This is a genomic window from Cobetia sp. BMC6, from assembly GCF_029991385.1.
Lineage (GTDB): Bacteria > Pseudomonadota > Gammaproteobacteria > Pseudomonadales > Halomonadaceae > Cobetia.
The window spans coordinates 124706-139718 of sequence record NZ_JAKUMF010000001.1 but is presented as its reverse complement, the minus strand read 5'-3'; the positions used below and the strand labels follow the sequence as shown (position 1 = coordinate 139718).

Here is a 15013-nt window from a genome sequence, read left to right as displayed (position 1 = left end):
GGGGTAGGCTCCAAAGGTTGGCCGGCCACGCCCTATAGGCGCGACTTGACCACCCGCCGGCGCTTGCGCGCGGCCGGTGGCTTGGGTTGAGTGACGGCGGGGGTGGCGTCTGGCGACTGCGAGATCAGCGCGTTGTCATCCCAGGCGGCTGCCCAGGGCGGCGGCGCATTCCAGTCGATGCGCTCGCCTTTCATCAGGATGAACAGCGCCAGGTTGTACACGCACAGATCAAACGCCTCATTCGGGCGCTTGCCTGGCTTGCGCCATTTGCCGCTCGCGGGGTCGCGGATCTCATACGTCAATTCGTCATACCACCAGCGCCCCAGCCAGCTGGGTGTATGAAGGTAGCCCGCGCCGGCGTTGTCGCGGTCCATCATCGCGGCAACAGCGTCTTTCAGCAGATCGGTGCCCAGCAGGTAGAGCGGCACGTCACCGCGCGCAGTGGATTGGCGCGACTTGCGGCCGGTGTTGTCCGGCCACGTCTTGCGCACCCGCGAGCTGCCGCGCGTGCTCGAGCCTTTGACCAGGAAGGCGCGCGACTGCAGGCCATCGCGGCGCAGCCGGCGGTGCCAGTCATATGCCTGGCTGGTCACGCTCTCCTCGCCCTCGCCCTCGCCGCCGGTATCCACCGCGATGGATGCCACCGGCATGCGGCGGCCGCTGCCGTCCTCGAGCTTGTAGCTGCGCAGTAGCACGTCACGGGTCAACAGATCCCAGTCCTCTGGCTGGGTGGCCGGCGAGATGGGGCGCGGCTCCTGGTCATTGTCGGGGCCGCGATCCTCCTTGATGTTGAAACGGTCGATCACCCAGCACTCGCGGTGCGCGCCCCAGCCCTGGATCTGCACGACAAAGCGGCGATCCTTGCCGCCCTGTACATCCACGGCAGCGGTCAGGAAGCGCACGCCCTGGGGCACGGTGCGGCGCTGGTAATCCTCGGAGCGATCAGCCAGCCGCTCGCTCGAGCGTTGCGTGGCTGCGCGCCGGCGCAGATACGGCCGGCCCCAATCGGTGTTTATCACCGCCTTGAGCGTTTCCTGGCTGTCAGTCTGCTGGTAAGTCTCCTCGGCACGCCGGAGCTTTTCATTCAACGACGCCCAGGACTGGAAGGCAGCCGCCGGCCCCTCCATCCAGAATGAGGCGATCCGCGAGCGGCGCGGGGTGCCGATCATCTCGCCGGCCTCATCGAGCTGGGCACCCTCGGGCACCCAGCGGCCGGCCAGGTTTAACTGACGCTTGGCAGCGGGGTCGATCTCGGTGCCGCAATGCGGGCAGAACACGCACCCCGCCTGCCGCGAGAAATTGTCCATCACCGGCGGGAACCACTGCCGGCAGTGCGCCTCGGGGCACTGCCAGTACCAGAGCCGCCGGTCGCCGGCGTTGAACAGATCCAGAATGCCGGTGGTGGGCGGTGCCATATGCGGGGCATCGTCGGGTCGCCGCCAGTCGGGATCGGTGATCTCGCGCCCTGGCGAGGACTCGGCCAGCGTCATGCCGGTGGAGCCAAATGTCTGGGTACGCTTGCTGGCGAGCAGGAAGGCGCTACCCTCGCCATCCACGTCATCGGGTAGGCGGTCGAAGTCGGTGATCAGTACGAACTGATAATCGCTCGAGGCAAGGACGTTCTTTGACGGCCATTTGATGCCCAGGTAGTTGCCGGCGCGGAATGTCTTGTCATGCACGTTGTTGTCGTGGCCACGCGGACTCATGCGGCCGACCAGGCGAGGCGAGTTGACCAGCATGCGGTCAATGCGTTTCTTGCTGAACTCGCGCGCCTTCTCCTCACTGATCTGCACGATCAGGCCATCGCCTGGATCACACTCGATCTTGTAGGCGACATAACCATCCACCAGAGCATTGGTCTTGCCGGTACGCGCGGGGCCGACAAAGATCACGGCGTCATATAGCCGCGATCCCATGCAATCCAGCGGCTCGCGCATATATGGGGTGGTGTCTGCGCTCCAGTCGCGCACGGTGCCATCACCGCTGACCACCTTCATGACCTCGGCCGCTGACTCGCTGGGTTGGATGCGGCGCGGCGGCCGGATCAGCTCGGCCACGTCACGCCGGATAGAGGCGGCACTGGCGGTGCTAGTCATCGTCAGCCTCTCCATCATCCGCGATTATTGCCTGATACATCTGCTCGCGCAGCGCGTCGGTCACCTGCTCCACCAGTTGGATATTCTCGGGAGCCAGGCCGGCGTCGCGCTCCAGCATGTCGGCCAGCGAATCCAGGCTACTGGCCACCGCCTTGGCCAGTCGGCTCATCTCGCGGTGCGCCTCCTCCACCGGCACCAGCAGGCGCAGCTGCTGCTCGAGCTTCACGCGCTCGGTTTCGGACTGGTACCAGGCTTTGCGATCCTGGGGCGGCAGATCATCGGGGTCATTGCCGGCCGCCCCGATCATGTCGGAATAGAGCGCGGGGCCGACATCCGCCAGGGCGTAGACACTGGCCCCACCACGCTGGCCGGCCGGCACTACGCCAGCGGCGCGCAGCCGCTTGCGCACGGTGTCGCGGTGTAATCCGAAGGCGTCAGCAATGCGCGTGATATTCCAGTGGTACGCCTCTTTTAACGCGCTGATGTCTGCCATGCGCTGGCCACCTCTGCTGATCACGTCACTGCCGAAGCATCGGCACCATCGGCACCTCGAAAGTCAATAGCTATGCGGGATTGCACGCGGTGCTGCTGCCGACGCTAGAAACCCGAAAAAATGCCGAAGTCCGCGAGTCTGCGCCCCCGTGGTTGCTCCACCCTTAGCCAGAAGGACCCGCGATTTTTCTACAGGCCGCGTGGTTGCTGGGCTGCAGGCCGGTCACGGCCTGTCAGGCATTACCGCGATGTGAGTAATTTTTCATTTGATCTTCGCTCCACGAGCCGCGACCGGGGGAAGGAAAGTGATCATGAGTCGATGGGTAACGCCATCTGAAGCTCTTGTCGCCAGTAGTCAGCGCGAGACGCCAGTGCCGGCTTGATCCATCGATGGCTGGCCAGCTCGCGACCGGCAAGGCTCCCCTTGGCATTCTGGTCATCCAGTGCACGGCAGGCCTTTTCGAACTCTTGCATGGCGCTCTGTTCGCCGCGCATCAACGCATCGATGCGCAGGTCACACCATGCGGCAAAGTCATCATCCAGCCACCGCGCGAAGGCCACCGCTAGCTTGGGATGCAGCCATGTACCTTGTAGCAGGCCGCCTCTTCGGGTGATCACGAGACCGAAGTCCGATTTTCGGACATCGGTCCTCCCCATCGCTCTAGCCAAGGCAGCGATATAGCTTTGGGTTCGCGGAAGCTCCAGCCATTTGGCCGGCCTCTTGCCAAAGCGCTTGGCAATGTCAGTAGCATTGATCCAGCAATCTGTGTTGAAGCGGACCGACTGGCCTTCGTAGTCGAATGGAATAACGTTTGTCATCGGTAGAGCCTTTTAGAGATAGAGCCTGTCACCCAGGAGTCGCCAACCCAGAGAGGCCCGATGAAGCCATCGGCGCTCCTCAGGCTCTATCCTGAAAGGCTCTGGTAAGTACCGGGCGCGGGTGAAGCGCCCACAAAAAAGCCCCGCCGGGTGGCAGGGCTCTAGGAGGAGTGGTCTCTTTGGGGTAGCTATGCCGATCGGTCAATTTGACCGAGCAGCTCAGAGCGTCGTCACTCAGCAGTCGTCTGCTCGGCGCTATCAGGCCCATCGGCCAGGCGCTCGAGGATAGAGGCCGTCGCCGTGCGGTCAGCATTGAAGCGACGGCGCTGTGACTCATAGTCGGCCAGCAGGCTGAGCAGATCGCGGTTGGATGTCACTGGCCGATCAGGCGCAGGCAGTGGATTGAGCAGATAGCTCGGCACTTCGGGTGTGCACTGCCACTCAGTGGGCATCACCACTGGCTTGCTCTCGAAGGCGCTGCAGCCACTCAGCAGCAGCGTCAGGCACAGGCCGGTCAGCCCAATCCCCAGTCGGCGCATCGTCTCTCTCCATCCGGCGTGCAGCTGCCCGGGCAGCCATGATTGAACGGTCATCCAGAGCGCGGCTGGCCTCGCGTGCCTCCAATGCGACGGACAATCGCTTCATCTGATTGCCGTAGTGCAGCGCCATCATCTCGAGCCCGCGGTTGACCGCCTTCTCGGTGGATAGCTCAGCCTTGAGATCATTGGCATGCTGCTCGGCCTTGGTCGCCTCATAGGTCTTCATCGCACCCCAGCCCAGCACCACTGCCATCAGGATGACCTCGATCTTCACGCCTGATATCAGCTTGCGGCCCCATGCCCACGCGGTCGTGATCAGTGCAGCCATCGTCCCAGCACCTTATCGAAGATGGCGTCAGACTTGGCACGCAGCCACTCGACACCGAGGAAAGCGATCGCAGCCCCGATGGCCACGGCCATGTCCTGATCCAAGCCGCCCCAGTCCAGCAGCGGCTTGAGCGCCAATGTCAGGCCACCCACCAGGGTCGCCTCGAGCAATGACTTGTAGAAGCGGCCACCAGCATGCAGGCCGCGCAGCAGTGCGATCACGAATGACAGACCCGCTGCATAGAGGTTGGCTTGATACGGCTGTAGCCACTCCAGCAGCATCTGCCATGTCGATGGATCGCGGTGTGGCATATCGGCGGGCTCGTGGTCGTCATCATGCATATGGCCTCCTGAGTCGGTAGGCCCTGCGTAGTTCGTCGTTATCGTTATGCGATGTGGCCGCCAGCACGCACGTACACGCCCAGAAGCTCATCGGTATCAAGCTCACGCTGGCCATAACCTGCCCCTGGCAGGCTCGCCCAGATGCGCCGGCAAGCATGGATGGCCTCAGCGATGCGGCCGTCATACACCAGCCCCAATGCCCGGCACTGGCGGATCAACTGCTTGGCAGCCTCATCCTGCGAGGCTGGCGAGAAGTCCGGCAGGTGGAAGCGCTTGGCCAAGTCATCCCACGTCCCGACCAGGAACTGATACCGGCCCGCCGCCGTGCTGTGGATCTTGTATGACTTGAGCCACACCGATTGGCGGGGGTGATCATCGAATCCATCGAAGGTCTTACCACCCACCAGTACGTCATAGCCCTCAATCGAGCTGAAGCGCGGCGTTCCCTCGGCATAGGCAATGGTGTCCAGGAAGGCCGCCAGATTGCTGGCGTCATCAGCCGCCGGATCAACGGGCGCATCGAAGCCCACCAGCTCGACCTCATCGAGCCAGTGCGCGGGGGCATGTGCAGGCATGGGCATCACCGGTAGGCATATACGAAAAAGCCCCGCCAGATGGCAGGGCTTTCAAAAGCAATTCAATTAATGGGGTAAATCAATATTATGATGGCGCGCGGCATGAGCAATAAAAGCCTCGATGGCTTCAACAGTTATCCAGCTTTTGCCACATAGATGATCAACCCACGCTAGAACCCTATTGGCATCTGAGCACTCAGACAAAGGTATAGGATATTCATAACTTAAATTGATAATTATCTCATCGTCTCGAACGAAAACCTTGTCTTGCATTTTCGTTGATTCACGCTTGAATTCTTCAAAATCCATTTTGTAGTCCACCCGTGCGTAAATTTAACTTTCACTACGAAGATTAAATTAGCACAGATTTATAACAGTAGGCTTGAGACGCAAGAATCACACAATAGCTGGATCGTACCCTCAAACCCTCGCTTTTGCAACATATGGTAGTCAGGCAGCTATTTCGGCTTGAGAAAGTACCATATGCAGTAGTGACTCACGACCCCGAGATGCCGCACATTGCATCGACTTGGCCGACTTGAACGGCGCCACCTTCACCGCCCCAGGCACCCAGCCTAGCCGCGCCAGAATCGCCACCTGCGCCGCCACAGCCTGCGATTGGGTCATCATGCGCGGCGACTGGCAATGCTGCACCGGCGGGATCGCATAGGCCGCCAGCAGTACCGCCATGCGCTGTCGATCGCTCAAGCGTGACAGCAACGCTGCCGCCATCGTCCGCCACTGGCTTTCCTGCTGATAGCGCTCGGCGGCCTTGCCGACGTGATCCACCAGCCCCGTGCACTCGCCACGCCCTTCCCCCATGCCGCCCACCGATGACACCTGATGCCACCCGGCATTCTGATGGCGCAGCCCGGTGCGATACTCGATTTCCTCCTCGAGCAGCTCATCCAGAGCATGTGCCAACGCCTGCTGACGCCTCACGCCCTCCGGCAGCTTCTCGATCAGGCGGAAGGTCTCCGCCAGCCCCATATCCTCGATCCGCTGCATGTCCTGCCCTCCTGCTCTGGGTTACTACGTGAGCACTATGCCGTTGCCTTGCGCCACTCACTGCCATGCGGCATCACTTCTGGCTCACCGGCCACCACTGTCTCGGGCCAGCTCGCATAAGCCACCAGCACCGCCTTGGCTTCATCCACGCCCTTGGCCAGCACTGCCAGATAGCCATTGCCCTCCATCTTCTCAAGCCATTCGCGCTGAGACTTCGCCAGGGCGGCATCATGTGGCGGGGCTGCCTTGAACTCGATGTAGAGCCCGTGATACCCACCGCGGGCCGTGGCCACCACCAGATCGCTCACCCCAGCCCGCACGCCTTGCATCTTCAGGTCTGCCGCCGTCTTCTTGTTGCGCTGGCCGCCATTGGGGACGTGGTAGACCACACCGCCCAGCAACTGCCCCACCTGCATGCCATTCTGCTGCTGTGCGTACAGCCAGCGAATCAGCACCTTCTGCTCCAACCCTTCACGGTCGATGCGTGGCGCCGACTTGCGGGCTTGGCCGGCGGTACGGTTCGGCGACTTGCGGGCCGCCACCTTGGCGGAAGGATGTGCTGCCCAGCTCATGACGATGCCCTCACCTGATTGGATTGCCAGCGGCGATAGTTGGTGATGATCCGGCGCAGCATGTGCGCCGCCCTCGGCTCATGATCGATCTCGGCCCGACTCTTCACCCCGCAGGCCGTGCGAATGAAGTCCACCGCGTCTTCCTCCTTGTGCGTACCATCCGGCAGCACGTTGGTGTCGATGCCGTGTCGAGCCCGGCGCGCCTGATCCAGATAGCGATGGAACCCCTCGGCCTGGCATAGCATCGCGGCCTTGCGGGATAGTGGACCGCCAGCGGGCTTGGGTGTGGTCTCTGTCACGCTTGCCCCCTCAGTCGCTCACCATTGGCATTGAAGCGGGGAGCGCCCAAGGCAATGCAGCGCTTGCATGTCCCCAAGCAGGCCGCCATCTGATCGACTGCCACTCGCCTACGACAAGCAAAGCAGCGGCGCAGGGCTGAACGATTCGGCCGCCTATAGCTGCCAGCGGGGCGATAGCTCACGCCGCATCCTCCCGCAGCGCCTCGGCGATGCTTTCCGGCCACTTCAGTTGCTGCACCGGTGCCCCGTCGCTGTGGCGCTTGCCGGTATCCAGCATGCGGCCACCTGACTGGCGGCCTGCCTCAGTCATCACCCAGTACGCCTTGCCCTTGCCGTCACGCTCCTGACGCTGAAAGCCCTTGTCGCGCAGCAGGCGGTTGATGGCGATCGCGCTCATGTCCAACGGCATGCCCAGCTCGGTCGGGGTGAGGTAGCGCTCATTCATCGGGCTCAGCAGGTGGGCCGCCCCAAGCTCTTCCAGCAGGTTGATGCCGGTACGCTTCTGCACGGCCTGATTCACGGACAGCAAGCGCATGTTGTCGTCAAAGCCGAACGCCCGGGCAGCACCATCAAGCGCACTGGCAATGGCCGAGGCACGGGAGATGTCCGTGGTGGGGTCTACAGGTGCCGGCGCAGGCTGGGCCACCTGATAGCTGCCGGTCTTGCGGATGGTCGGCAGGACTTCATCGAACACCCATTCTTCAAACGATACGGCGCTGGGCAGCTTGCTCTTGACGATCAGGCGATAGAGATCCGACTCACGAATCATGCTGAATGACTGGATGCCAGAAGCCGTGGGGATGTCGCGTTTCACGACACCCTTGCAATGGCGACTGACGGCATCTCGAGGATTGGAGTACCCAAGCGCCAACGCCACATCAGAAGCCACGAACAGGGTCTCACCCCCATCGCCCTCCACCACACGCACCTGCTGGTCATCAAACTCGAACGGGATCACGTTGCTCATGGGTCAAGCTCCTTTCAGTGCGGCACGCAGGGAACGTATCCCCTGATCGGCATTCATGGCGTGAGGCAGACCAGAGGCCTCGGCTTGCTGCTGGGCGCGGGCCTGGCCTGCCATGGCGGCACGTTCTGCCGGTGACAGCTGACCGTCATGCCCAATCGCTGCTTGCGGCTTGAGGTCATCACCCCGGGCGTATCGCTCCACCACCTGCTGGTAGTACACGCGGAAGGCCCGTTCGTGCTTGTCCATGCGCTGATAGCTGGCCGAGGCCATGCCGTGAAGGTCCATGTGCTCGCCCGCGGCAGCGATGGCCTCATGCGGATACGGCTTGCCGGTGAAGGCGTGGTCCTGCAATGCCTGCCAGGCAGTATCGAAGTCCGGCAGGCCCAGCCCCTCGGGCGTCATCTGGCATAGCTCGGCGAACTGCATGGCGCTGTCCGGCGGGAAGGCGTTGCCACGCTGTTGGAGCGACTTGGCCGTGCGGGCCTTCTCGGCCTGCAAGCCACAGCGCAGGTGCTGGGCGCTCAGATGACTCAGGGCCGCCAGCCACTCACCTTCCACGTCACAGCTCACCCACTGGCCATTCTCTTCAGTGCCCCACCCCATCTCGCGGCAGCGGCGATGCCAGTGGGCGCCATGCAGCTGGGCCAAGCGATCGAACAGCGCATCCACTGCCTTCTGGCTCACCCGTGGCAGATCATCACAGCCACTCGCCATCGATGACGTCGCCGGACGGCGGCTGGCCTTCTGCTTGTTCACGGCGGCGGCGCTCAATGAGTGCACGCCCTTCAGCGGCTGAGAGCTTCGAGTTACGGATTGGACCAGTTGAGCGACGGCTTCCATGGGTGCCTCCAGCGTTGCGTGCAGTGTTGTTCGATGAAGTGTTGGCGTTCTGGCTCATGCGGGCCTGGCGGGCTGCCTCTCGCTTGCGGTTATCACTCACCCAGCGCACGAACTTGGCGCACCAGGCATGATGCGAGTACGTCCGACCGGGCTGATCCGCGAAGTGCGCGGTGAAGTCCGCCAGCTCGCCCTGATCCCATGTCAGGCTCGGGTCGCCACGGCGTAGTGTCTCTGCCTGCCAGTGAGTGGCATCCGGCTGCCAGTCCAACGTCATCGGCACCTGACGGGCACCGGCAGTCGCTTGCGGCTGGCCGTTGTCAGCCTGCTGGGCCGCTCGTTCGAAGATGCTCGGCTCGCCCGCGCCAGAGAGAGAGGGGTTAGGATCATTGGTACCCTGATTCGTCGGAGATTTTTCCGACCCTGGCACGGATATTTTTCCGACCCCTCTCGGAGATTTTTCCGAGGTCGGATTTTTTTCCGACCCTTGAGAATCAGGCGCCGAGGGACGGATCGGAGATTTTTCCGACCCTGTCGAGCGGCCCCAGGTCACACCCTTCTCGGTTAGGCGCATGTACGTCCGGTTGTCGCAACTGGTCATCACGATCAGGTCGAGCTTGGCCAGCTGCTTCATGAGTCGGTAGGCGGTGTCGTGCTTATCAGTCAGCAGTGGGAGCTCTTCGCAGATCTTCCCCTTGCCGATGTTGAAGTAGGTGTGGCCATCGATCTGACGCGCATTTGCCCAGGTAGGCACCTGATGCAGAAACGCAAACAGCATCGCCTGCTGAGCATTGAGCCCCCACTCGACGGCCTTGACTTGGTTGATAGCAACGAGGTACTGCATCAGCGATATCCCCGCATCGAGCATTGGCGACTCGTTTGTGATCGATGCAGACTCATGCCTCACCTCCCGCCAGTGTCAGATATTTGGCAGCGCGGGCCTGATGCCACTGCATGCTGCCCAGATCGCCGTCCTTGTCGCCGCGACGGGCCGCCAGCAACGCATTGCACTGGTGCCAGGCGGCATAGGCCGAGTGGTATTCGCCGGTGAGGCGCGGCTGGTCTGGCAGCAGCTCCTTCAGCTTGGCGATCTTGCGGCCAGCACGGGACATCTCTGTCTCAAGGCGTGCTGAACTCATTCGTGCCGTGATGCTCATGCCGGTACCTCATCGCCCTTGGCTGCCACGCCCAGTGACAGGCGCTCGAAACGTCCTGCCTCGCTCATGTGGTGGTCGATCGACAGAGTGCGGCGGGCAGCTGCCTGCGCCGTCTCACCCTGACCCTTGCCGCATTCCAGCAGGGCCACCACGGCCAGGTGGTGCTGCATGCTCATGCGCAGATCAATCACGCCGCCCACTCGCTCACGCTTCTCGATCATCACCGCCAGCCGATAGGTCTCGGCCTTGAGGGATTCACAGCTCCAACCCCGATAGCTGGTCAACATCTGCTTGGCTTCACTCGTCTTGATCGTCATGCCATACTCCCTTGGCATAGTGAGATGCTTCCCCCGGATTGGTTTCGACGCCTTCGGGGGATTTTCGTATCTGGTGCCCGGTTACCGGCTCACCACCTTCAGCGGTTTGCGCATCGCCTGCAGCTGGCCCATCAGAGTGCTCATCTGCTGCTCAATGGCCTTGTGCTGTGCCTCAAGCTGCGCCGCCTCTTCCTCGTCTACCTCGCCATCCGCAATCGCCGCCTGAATCAGCGCTGCCATCGCGCCCTGCCCCTGCTGGGCATCCAGCACTGACGCGAACACGTCACCACGGCTCACCTCGCCCTTCTCGCAGCGCGGCACCGCCACCATGCCCAGGTGATCGAGGAACGGGGCGATCAGGCGCAACTGGTGCTCGCGATCCACGTTCCAGAAGATCCCCACCACGTCGATCAGTCGCATCGGCATGGGGTCGTCCTCGGCCACCCGGCGGTAAAGCGACTTCACCGACATGCCGATATCGCTTGCCAGCACCTTGGGGCAGCACTCGAAAACCACGTCATGCACCGCATCCAGATAGGTATCCATGTCACGTTCGGGGGCTGTATGGCTGTCCATGGTGAATCTCTCCGTGTTCGTTCCGTTTAAGCCGATATGGGCGGCTGGCTATGCTGTGGGTGTCAGGCGGTGTTCTTGTTGGCGTTCCGCAATCCGTGGACCAGCGGCGGGCACAGCTTCTCAGCCTTGAACTTGCCCATCGTCAACCGCTCTGCACGGAGCGCCAGAACTGGAGACATCCCATGTTTTCCGCGAACCCATCCAGAAACTGTTCCTTGGTAGACCCCAAGCGCATCAGCTGCCTTGGCTTGGGTCCCAAAGTGATCAACCAAACGCTCGAATATGTTTTTCATCGTGCCGCTCCATACGGGAATACCCGTAATCATAAATACGGGACTACCCATTTGCAAGGATATGGGCGCGCCCATGATAATCACCCCATGGAATTCAAAGACCGCCTTAAAGCCGCCCGAAAACACGCCAAGCTCACCCAGGTGCAGCTTGCTGAGCGTGTGGGCATAGATCAGACCAGCGTTTCCGACCTAGAGCGGGGCAAGTCCCGCAAGACTGGGTACGCCGCTGAGATCGCTCATGCCCTTGGCGTGAGTGCGAGATGGCTCACCACTGGCAAAGGCGAGATGCTTGATTCAGAGACCGCTCCCCGAAGCGATGCCAGTGAGCTGGTGCTCCATGAAACGGAAATCGTGGACGGCGATGAGCCTCTCCGGGATGACGAGGTAGAGATTCCGTATTTTCGTGAGGTTGAGATGGCGGCTGGCGATGGCCGAACGCAAGTCATCGAGAACCATGGGGCGTACATGCGCTTCAGTCTGCCGCGCTTGATGAAGGCTGGTGTAGACCCATCACTTGCGGCATGCGCGACCGTTTCTGGCGACTCCATGGAGCCAGTGATCGTGGATGGCTCACCCATCGGCATCGACAAGGGCTGCCGACAGATTCTGGATGGCAAGGTCTACGCGCTGGATCATTGCGGCATGCTACGTGTGAAGCGCCTCTACCGCTTGCCGCCGGGGCGCATGCGGGTGGTCAGTGACAATCACATCGAGTATCCAGAAGAGATCTACACCCTGGGAGATCCGGATGCCCCGAAGATCATCGGTCGCGTCTTCTGGTGGGAAACCTTTGCCTGACGCCCCCACGCGCACGCGTAACCAGAGAGAGTGGTTCTAATAGGTAGGTTCTGGGGGTAGCACTGGCGCGACCCTCCCCGTAGCACTGGTGCGACCCTCCCTGTCAATGCGTCATGGGGCCTACGATGGCCTATCGGGGACTGTACGAATAAACACATTTGCGCAGGTCGTGACAGCGACTAAACTGGCATTCTATACCTAGGTAGATATAATGCTGCATCTACACATACACAAAGATGCTCAAAGAGACATTGATGCCCTTTGGGAAACAAATGAAGACGCAGCAGCAACAATCATCACAACTCTTGAAGAAATTCAAGCGAACCCAGACACTTTGGACATACTAACGATCCATAAATTCGGGAACGACCGAAATGTAGATGAAATTAGTATCAGCAAATGGCAACAACTATGGCGGCAAGGGAAAGACCTTTGGCGCTTAAAGATCTGGGAGCTTGAACATGGCCAAGACCGATGGCGAGTCATATACGCATACATAGTTCATGAACAAGCTTTTTATGTGCTAGGTGTTGTACCAAGGAGCTTTAACTATGACCCAGACCACATCTTATCTCAAAGAATCATTCGGGCATACAACGACCTCAGTTAACCATACCGAGGTTAGCACAACTAGCAAGCCAGCTAAGGTAATTAATATTGAAACGCGCCTGAAGGTAGAATCAGTTGCGCCAGAGAACTATATAACTCTATCTGAGCTAATTGCCAACTCCAATAAAGATCAAAAAAAGAAAGATGCTCTAGAGCGTGCAAGAGCTAGACTAGCCGGCTCCATTGAAAAATCAGAGGGGCCTACCTTAAGAGCTAAGAGACTTGAAATGGGATGGTCTCAAACTAAGCTGGCTGAATTGTTAGAAACCAGTCAATCCCATGTCGCTCGTATCGAGAAAGGCGATGAGAACCTTCAGCTTTCTACCTTAAGAAAGCTATGTAAGTGCTTTAAAATTGACATGAACTCTGTTGAGAAATTACTGAGCAATCAGAGTAAGAATCCGAGGAAGTAGCCATGATACTCAACACTTTTTCCATTTTTTGCGATGACATTAGGCAAGAGATTGGTGATAAAAACACCTTCGTAGGCTCTTATTCCGGAGAATTAATTGCTCAAAGACTCCCAATAGTATTACCCAAGCTTTGCGTGGTAGTCTTCTGCATATACGACACAAAGCAACAAGACACTGATGCCAGTATAACCATTGAGATACTACTCGGAAATGAAAAAATAGCATCTGCAGAATATCCACTAAAAGAGGTATACTCTGAGAACAGTGATAATGGAAGCAACGTTATCCAAGCTAATTTCATTTTCACTCCTGTAGAAATTAACAAGCCAAATATACTACGTGCCATTATAAGAGAAGGTGACAAGGTCCACGAAAATATGGGCTTGATTATACGATCTACCACTCCTCCAGCTGATTCCGAGTAACCTTGTCGGCATCTCATCTTAAAGCGCCCCACTCCACATGACTCGCAAGGAGGCGAACTCATGTCTGCTGCATTGATCGTATTCTTGACGCTATCTGTCTTTCTGTTGCCCTGGCTGGCCGTAATGCATGCCGCGTACTACAAGGGCGTGGATGTCCTGTCGGCCGGCGCGGTGGGATTCTTCGGCACGCCATTGATGGGCATGCTCTACGTCATCGCCATGCCGGGCGACCCGGTGAAACTCAAGCGCCGCCGACTGCGCGGCGCCAAGTCCACTGACAAGGAATGCCCGCACTGCCTCTCACTGATTCCCAAGCAGGCCACCATCTGTCATCACTGCGGTCGCAATAGCGCTCTGACCGCCAGCAAGCCCGCGCACGGGGCGAAATCCTCCACCCCACCGCCAGCCCCTCCCCAGCCACAAAAGACGCGGGAGCCAGCCCCCATTCCAGCCGGTAGCTTCGATTACGCGGAACACGGTGGCACAGACACTCAGGCCGCCGAGGCGTACAAGCGCCGCATCGAGAACGCAGACCGCTAAACCTCCCGCAGGCCATCTGACCCGCCCATCGTGGCGGGTTTTTTATTGCCTCCGACATGGGCAGGAATACTCCTCCCTGAAAAAATACGGGCAAACCCTTGACCATCAATACGGGTCTACCCATAATTACTCGCATCGACACGGCACATCGCCATCGTCACTGAGTGGATTGGAGCAGCCCATGACCGACACAGCCCGCAAGCATCGTTCAGCTATCACCCTCGCCGTCATCGTCGGCGGTCTGGTCACGCTCGCCAGCCTCACCCAGCAGACCGATGGCCCGCGCCAGCTGACCGCCAGCGAAGCCGAATACTGCGAGATGACCGCCATGTGGCAGGAAGACGCCAAGGCCGGTTTCGCCGAATCACAGCGCCGCGGCTGGCCGGACTTCCATCGCAATGCCGCCAGCCTCTGCACCCCTCAGATTACGCATGGTCAGCAGCTTGCCAGTCGCTGATCCCGCCTCGCCCCACGGCCAGCAGGTGGTGCCAGTGGGATTACGAGCATAACCACCCGCAGGTAAGGCGCCGGTTCCTCCCTTGCGCTAGCGGCCTTACCCCCGACACCTGGGCAAGTGGTGTGACAGCTGGAGAGACAGCGCTTATCAGAGGGCATCGGCACTGCCGGTATCGCCTGATGAGCCCCGAACCGCCGGGCAATGCGACTGCTCTTTAACAATCAGGCATGCCCAGCCCGCCCGTAGCGCTAGACACGCGAGAGGCCGCTGGGAGTACGCCGCCCAGGGCTGTCGAAATACTGGGAATGGTATGGGGCTTTGCCAATGGCAGAGCCCACCCGAGAGTGCATTGGCAAGCCATCACACAGCGCGACGGCTTACCGATACGCTTTCCCTGTAGTGCCTGTGCTTCCTCGCCATGCCCATGGCGGGGCCTTTTGGTACTCCCTTTTCATCGTGTCTCTCGGCGCATCTTGCCCACCCCAACCGGTGGGCCTTTTTGTGCTCACACGCCAGTCTCTTCTGGGGGCTGACCTGTGCGCTCAACCACCCACG

The 15013-nt window shown here is 60.2% G+C and carries 23 protein-coding genes; 5 read left to right on the top strand and 18 right to left on the bottom strand.

Annotated features, from left to right (window positions below):
- Positions 1–32 precede the first annotated feature (32 nt).
- From MKZ40_RS00660 to MKZ40_RS00575, 18 genes are all read right to left on the bottom strand, one after another.
- Positions 33–2096, bottom strand: coding sequence for a terminase gpA endonuclease subunit (locus tag MKZ40_RS00660; RefSeq protein WP_175089178.1), 2064 nt, complete (start codon positions 2094–2096; stop codon positions 33–35).
- Positions 2089–2589 (bottom strand): DUF1441 family protein, encoded by a 501-nt coding sequence (locus tag MKZ40_RS00655; RefSeq protein WP_175089177.1) that lies wholly within the window; start codon positions 2587–2589, stop codon positions 2089–2091. The genes MKZ40_RS00660 and MKZ40_RS00655 overlap by 8 nt, the downstream gene beginning before the upstream one ends.
- Positions 2590–2897: 308 nt before the next feature.
- Positions 2898–3407 carry a KilA-N domain-containing protein gene (locus MKZ40_RS00650; protein ID WP_175089176.1) on the bottom strand — a complete coding sequence of 170 codons (510 nt, stop codon included), beginning with the start codon at positions 3405–3407 and terminating at the stop codon, positions 2898–2900.
- A 230-nt stretch (positions 3408–3637) separates the two neighbouring features.
- The gene (locus MKZ40_RS00645; RefSeq protein ID WP_175089175.1) at positions 3638–3865 is read right to left on the bottom strand and encodes a hypothetical protein; all 228 of its coding nucleotides are present in this window, start codon (positions 3863–3865) and stop codon (positions 3638–3640) included.
- Entirely contained in the window at positions 3849–4274 is a 426-nt protein-coding gene (locus MKZ40_RS00640) for a hypothetical protein (RefSeq protein ID WP_175089174.1), read from the bottom strand. Before MKZ40_RS00640 ends, MKZ40_RS00645 begins: the two co-directional genes overlap by 17 nt.
- Positions 4262–4615 carry a phage holin, lambda family gene (locus tag MKZ40_RS00635; protein ID WP_131431534.1) on the bottom strand — a complete coding sequence of 118 codons (354 nt, stop codon included), beginning with the start codon at positions 4613–4615 and terminating at the stop codon, positions 4262–4264. Before MKZ40_RS00635 ends, MKZ40_RS00640 begins: the two co-directional genes overlap by 13 nt.
- A gap of 44 nt (positions 4616–4659) precedes the next feature.
- The gene (locus MKZ40_RS00630; RefSeq protein WP_175089173.1) at positions 4660–5190 is read right to left on the bottom strand and encodes a glycoside hydrolase family 104 protein; all 531 of its coding nucleotides are present in this window, start codon (positions 5188–5190) and stop codon (positions 4660–4662) included.
- 66 nt (positions 5191–5256) lie between these two features.
- Positions 5257–5499 (bottom strand): hypothetical protein, encoded by a 243-nt coding sequence (locus MKZ40_RS00625; RefSeq protein ID WP_175089172.1) that lies wholly within the window; start codon positions 5497–5499, stop codon positions 5257–5259.
- 141 nt (positions 5500–5640) lie between these two features.
- Entirely contained in the window at positions 5641–6198 is a 558-nt protein-coding gene (locus tag MKZ40_RS00620; RefSeq protein WP_175089171.1) for a hypothetical protein, read from the bottom strand.
- Positions 6199–6233: 35 nt separating this feature from the next.
- The gene (locus tag MKZ40_RS00615) at positions 6234–6770 is read right to left on the bottom strand and encodes a VRR-NUC domain-containing protein (RefSeq protein WP_175089170.1); all 537 of its coding nucleotides are present in this window, start codon (positions 6768–6770) and stop codon (positions 6234–6236) included.
- Positions 6767–7069, bottom strand: a complete 303-nt coding sequence (locus MKZ40_RS00610) for a hypothetical protein (protein WP_248380725.1) — start codon at positions 7067–7069, stop codon at positions 6767–6769. The genes MKZ40_RS00615 and MKZ40_RS00610 overlap by 4 nt, the downstream gene beginning before the upstream one ends.
- 178 nt (positions 7070–7247) lie before the next feature.
- Positions 7248–8036 carry a BRO family protein gene (locus tag MKZ40_RS00605; RefSeq protein ID WP_175089169.1) on the bottom strand — a complete coding sequence of 263 codons (789 nt, stop codon included), beginning with the start codon at positions 8034–8036 and terminating at the stop codon, positions 7248–7250.
- A gap of 3 nt (positions 8037–8039) precedes the next feature.
- A complete protein-coding gene (locus tag MKZ40_RS00600; protein ID WP_282627735.1) occupies positions 8040–8792 on the bottom strand; it encodes a replication protein P in 753 nt (250 codons plus the stop codon).
- Positions 8734–9741 carry a DnaT-like ssDNA-binding domain-containing protein gene (locus MKZ40_RS00595; RefSeq protein ID WP_175089168.1) on the bottom strand — a complete coding sequence of 336 codons (1008 nt, stop codon included), beginning with the start codon at positions 9739–9741 and terminating at the stop codon, positions 8734–8736. Before MKZ40_RS00595 ends, MKZ40_RS00600 begins: the two co-directional genes overlap by 59 nt.
- Positions 9742–9769: 28 nt before the next feature.
- Positions 9770–9985, bottom strand: coding sequence for a hypothetical protein (locus MKZ40_RS00590; RefSeq protein ID WP_166019402.1), 216 nt, complete (start codon positions 9983–9985; stop codon positions 9770–9772).
- A 41-nt stretch (positions 9986–10026) separates the two neighbouring features.
- Complete coding sequence (locus MKZ40_RS00585) at positions 10027–10347, bottom strand: hypothetical protein (RefSeq protein WP_175089167.1); 321 nt, start codon at positions 10345–10347, stop codon at positions 10027–10029.
- Positions 10348–10428: 81 nt separating this feature from the next.
- Entirely contained in the window at positions 10429–10923 is a 495-nt protein-coding gene (locus MKZ40_RS00580; protein ID WP_175089166.1) for a phage regulatory CII family protein, read from the bottom strand.
- A 62-nt stretch (positions 10924–10985) separates the two neighbouring features.
- Positions 10986–11216 carry a Cro/CI family transcriptional regulator gene (locus MKZ40_RS00575; RefSeq protein WP_175089165.1) on the bottom strand — a complete coding sequence of 77 codons (231 nt, stop codon included), beginning with the start codon at positions 11214–11216 and terminating at the stop codon, positions 10986–10988.
- An 87-nt stretch (positions 11217–11303) separates the two neighbouring features.
- Here MKZ40_RS00575 and MKZ40_RS00570 point away from each other — a divergent pair, with 87 nt between their 5' ends.
- From MKZ40_RS00570 to MKZ40_RS00550, 5 genes are all read left to right on the top strand, one after another.
- Entirely contained in the window at positions 11304–12014 is a 711-nt protein-coding gene (locus MKZ40_RS00570) for a helix-turn-helix transcriptional regulator (RefSeq protein ID WP_175089164.1), read from the top strand.
- A gap of 551 nt (positions 12015–12565) precedes the next feature.
- Complete coding sequence (locus tag MKZ40_RS00565) at positions 12566–13036, top strand: helix-turn-helix transcriptional regulator (RefSeq protein ID WP_175089163.1); 471 nt, start codon at positions 12566–12568, stop codon at positions 13034–13036.
- A 2-nt stretch (positions 13037–13038) separates the two neighbouring features.
- On the top strand, positions 13039–13461 hold the full coding sequence (locus MKZ40_RS00560; RefSeq protein WP_175089162.1) for a hypothetical protein: 423 nt from the start codon (positions 13039–13041) through the stop codon (positions 13459–13461).
- Positions 13462–13521: 60 nt separating this feature from the next.
- Positions 13522–14001, top strand: a complete 480-nt coding sequence (locus tag MKZ40_RS00555; RefSeq protein ID WP_175089161.1) for a hypothetical protein — start codon at positions 13522–13524, stop codon at positions 13999–14001.
- A 181-nt stretch (positions 14002–14182) separates the two neighbouring features.
- Positions 14183–14458 (top strand): hypothetical protein, encoded by a 276-nt coding sequence (locus MKZ40_RS00550; RefSeq protein ID WP_175089160.1) that lies wholly within the window; start codon positions 14183–14185, stop codon positions 14456–14458.
- Positions 14459–15013: the final 555 nt, after the last annotated feature.